Origin of the sequence: Jannaschia seosinensis, assembly GCF_001408515.1 — a bacterium.
Classification (GTDB): domain Bacteria; phylum Pseudomonadota; class Alphaproteobacteria; order Rhodobacterales; family Rhodobacteraceae; genus Jannaschia; species Jannaschia seosinensis.
This window is the reverse complement of record NZ_CYPR01000091.1, coordinates 1-2,892: the sequence shown is the minus strand read 5'-3', so window position 1 is coordinate 2,892 and position 2,892 is coordinate 1. Positions and strand designations below refer to the sequence as shown.

General features: G+C 62.7%; 2 protein-coding genes and 3 pseudogenes. 3 read left to right on the top strand and 2 right to left on the bottom strand.

The genetic code is table 11. The annotated features are described in order from the left end of the window. Window positions 1-276, bottom strand: a pseudogene (locus JSE7799_RS07355) (IS256 family transposase); the annotation flags it as partial. A gap of 53 nt (window positions 277-329) precedes the next feature. Here JSE7799_RS07355 and JSE7799_RS21995 point away from each other — a divergent pair. Next, a complete protein-coding gene (locus JSE7799_RS21995; RefSeq protein ID WP_275934889.1) occupies window positions 330-452 on the top strand; it encodes a hypothetical protein in 123 nt (40 codons plus the stop codon). Between the two features lie 533 nt (window positions 453-985). On the opposite strand, the pseudogene JSE7799_RS21645 reads toward JSE7799_RS21995, so the two are convergent. Then, a pseudogene (locus JSE7799_RS21645) lies at window positions 986-1,701 on the bottom strand (IS5 family transposase); the annotation flags it as partial. 65 nt (window positions 1,702-1,766) lie between these two features. Between JSE7799_RS21645 and JSE7799_RS21990 the strand changes: the two are divergent. Next, the gene (locus JSE7799_RS21990; RefSeq protein ID WP_275934888.1) at window positions 1,767-1,892 is read left to right on the top strand and encodes a hypothetical protein; all 126 of its coding nucleotides are present in this window, start codon (window positions 1,767-1,769) and stop codon (window positions 1,890-1,892) included. 29 nt (window positions 1,893-1,921) lie between these two features. Next, window positions 1,922-2,646, top strand: a pseudogene (locus JSE7799_RS19660) (transposase); the annotation flags it as partial. Window positions 2,647-2,892: the final 246 nt, after the last annotated feature.

The window sequence follows — 2,892 nt, the reverse complement described above, 5'->3', positions numbered from 1 at the left end:
ATCTTCATTGCGGCCGCGATCGCGCACGCGCGGGACCTGCACAGGAATGGTCCCGATCCCGGTCATCATCTCGCGCTCGGGCAGAAAACCATGGCGCACAAGACGCTGGCGGCCCTCCTCGTCCAGAAGATGCGCATGCTCGGCGAGGAAGGCGGATACCTCCGCCTGAACCGCCGTTCGCAGAAGCTCCTTGGCCCCAGCTTGGATTACCTCGGTCAACGGATCCGCAGAAAATTCCGATGGCAGTTCGAACGGGACAACGGTAGATTTGGCCATGGTGGCATATCCTTTCTCTTTTGAGACTGACGGCGCGTGAACACCGCCATGATATGCCGCCTACTTCAGGCCATCACCAACTTTCGGGCATAACTCCCCGCCGCTACATGCCGGTAGAAAAGCTGACTGCCGTGTGCAACGATCCGGACGTGGGCGCGATGATCGCCGCCCAGTGAACGAGCGACACCAGCTATGAAGAAGCAGGTGAATGCCAGTTCCTAAACCACTTCCTGGGACACTACCCCGATGAGGCCGCGACCAAGCTGGTCTATCTGGCCATCCGCAACTTCGAAAGGGGCGGCAGAAACGTCCGCGAATGGTTTGCGGCCCGCGATTAGTTCGCTATCATTTTCGACGAGCGCTTCAATGCGTGACCGTATCTGAAACCAGCATGGGCCTACGCCAGATACACAGAGTTCATGACATTCCCAGATCCAAAGCAGCCGCAGCCGCAGCCGCAGAAAACCCGCCTTTAGATCGCGTCGACAGGAACAGCGTCCCTCCAGCCAGACTATTTCAGCGACCTGTTCTCACGATCGCCGTCAAGCCCTTGTTCACGCCCAATATCTCGGCAGGGCCGGGCGCGGGAACGATGTAGGTGCGCAAGGTAGGAGACGGAACGGAGACGACCGTTGAGCAGGCTCTCATGCGCGGGTTGGTTACCGCATGACCATGGTTTCGTCCTGGGGCTGCCTCGCTCTTAGAGCGCCTAACAGAACCTCTTGATCTGGTTCATGCCTATGATGGCGGTTGCGAGCTTGGTGAGGGCCATGTGGATATCGGCGCGGCGGTCGTAGCGGGTTGCGAGGGTGAGGCTCGCCGAACGAACTGAGCGAACCACGCGAAGGTGCGCTCGACGACCCATTGATGGCGGCCGAGCTTGGTGGAGGTCTCGAGCCCGCGACGCGCGATGCGGGGGATGATGGAGCGGGCCCGGCATTCCTTCCGGCACCGGCGGTGATCGTAGGCCTTGTCCGTTACCCGGCAGGGTATCGCGCAGCGATGTCCCGAGAGGGGGTGTGCAGCTTGCCCGGGCGCTTGCGGGGACGGCCGCGCCGTCCCGACCGCACCCCCGGCACGGCGTCGAGCGTGGATACGAGCGCCATGCTGTCGTGGCGGTTCGCGGCCGTGATCGTCAGGCCGAGCGGCGTGCCCCGGCGGTCCGTGACGCAGTGCCTCTTCGTGCCCGTGCGGTCCCGGTCTGTCGGGTTCGGGCCCGTCGCGGCCCCCCCTTTTTGCCGCAATGGAAGCGGCGTCCAGAGCGCCGCGGGACCAATCCAATTCACCCGCTCGGTTGAGCCGGTCCAGCAGAACCCGGTGCAGCCGGTCCCACATACCTGCCTGCTGCCAGTCCCGCAGGTGCCGCCAGCAGGTCATGCCCGAGCAGCCGAATACCTCGCGCGGCAGCATCTCCCACGCCAGGCCATGGAGTGCCCCACTGAAGTGGTCCACCAACTGGAATGGAATTGTCCCGATCAGGAGGACCAGAGATGGCAGGAAAGCGAGGCAAGCCCGAAGACATCGTGCTCAAGCTTCAAAAGTTCGAAGTGCTGCAAGGACAGGGGATGGCAATTGCCGATGACCTGCGCCCCGTGAGGTCCCTCAGTCTGATGTAGAGTCTGCTCGACCGCGAAGGAGCAGACGAATGAGGAAGAGCTGTTTCACCGAGGCGCAAATCATCGGGATGAACAAGGAGCAGGAGGCCGGTATGGCCACGGCAGAGGTGTGCCGCCGGCATGGCCTGAGCCTGGCGACGTTCTATAAGCTGAAGGCCAGGTATGGCGGCATGGAGGTCTCCGAGGCTGCCAGGCTGAAGGCGCTGGAAGACGAGAATAGCAAGCTCAAGCGCCTGCTGGCCGACACGATGCTCGACAACGTTGTCTTGAAAGATCTTCTGGGAAAGAACTGACGACGCTGACCAAGCGGCGAGAGGCGGCGCTGCGGGCAATGCGGGATCACGACATCTCGCAGCGCCGGACCTGTCAGCTTATCGGTGTCGATCCCAAGACGGTCCGAGGCGAACGCCCGCCGGACTCCCCGGAGATCCGCAAGGAAATGAAGGAGATCGCCGGGAAGCGGCGCCGGTTCGGCTACCGCCGGATCGGCATCCTGCTCGAGCGCAAGGGCATGACCATGAACCACAAGAAGCTCTATCGGCTCTACCGGGAGGAAGGGCTGTCTGTGAAGCGACGGCGCGGGCGCAAGCGGGCTCGTGGGTCGCGCACGCCGATGCCGGAGGCGGCACGCCCAAATGCGCGCTGGTCGCTCGATTTCTTGGCGGACAGTTTCGGCGCGTCGCGGAAGTTCCGCATCCTGGCGGTGATCGATGATTGCCGCCAGCATAACCTGTGCCTGATCGCCGACACAAGCAGGTACTGTACCCTCAGGTCTGGAAATTCGCTTGAGACGCGGGGCGTGAGCTCGTGCTGGGGCGCCCCCCAGCACGAGCTGCCCATTCTGGTATTCCATGGATTTGCAACACAACCATGGAGAAGAACGAATGGACAGGCGGAAGGATACGGCGCTTGAGGCGGTCTTGGAACAGTTGATCGAGCACGGGCCCGGCGAGATCGCATCGGTGTTCGCGCGGGCTTTCGAGCTGGCGATGCAGATCGA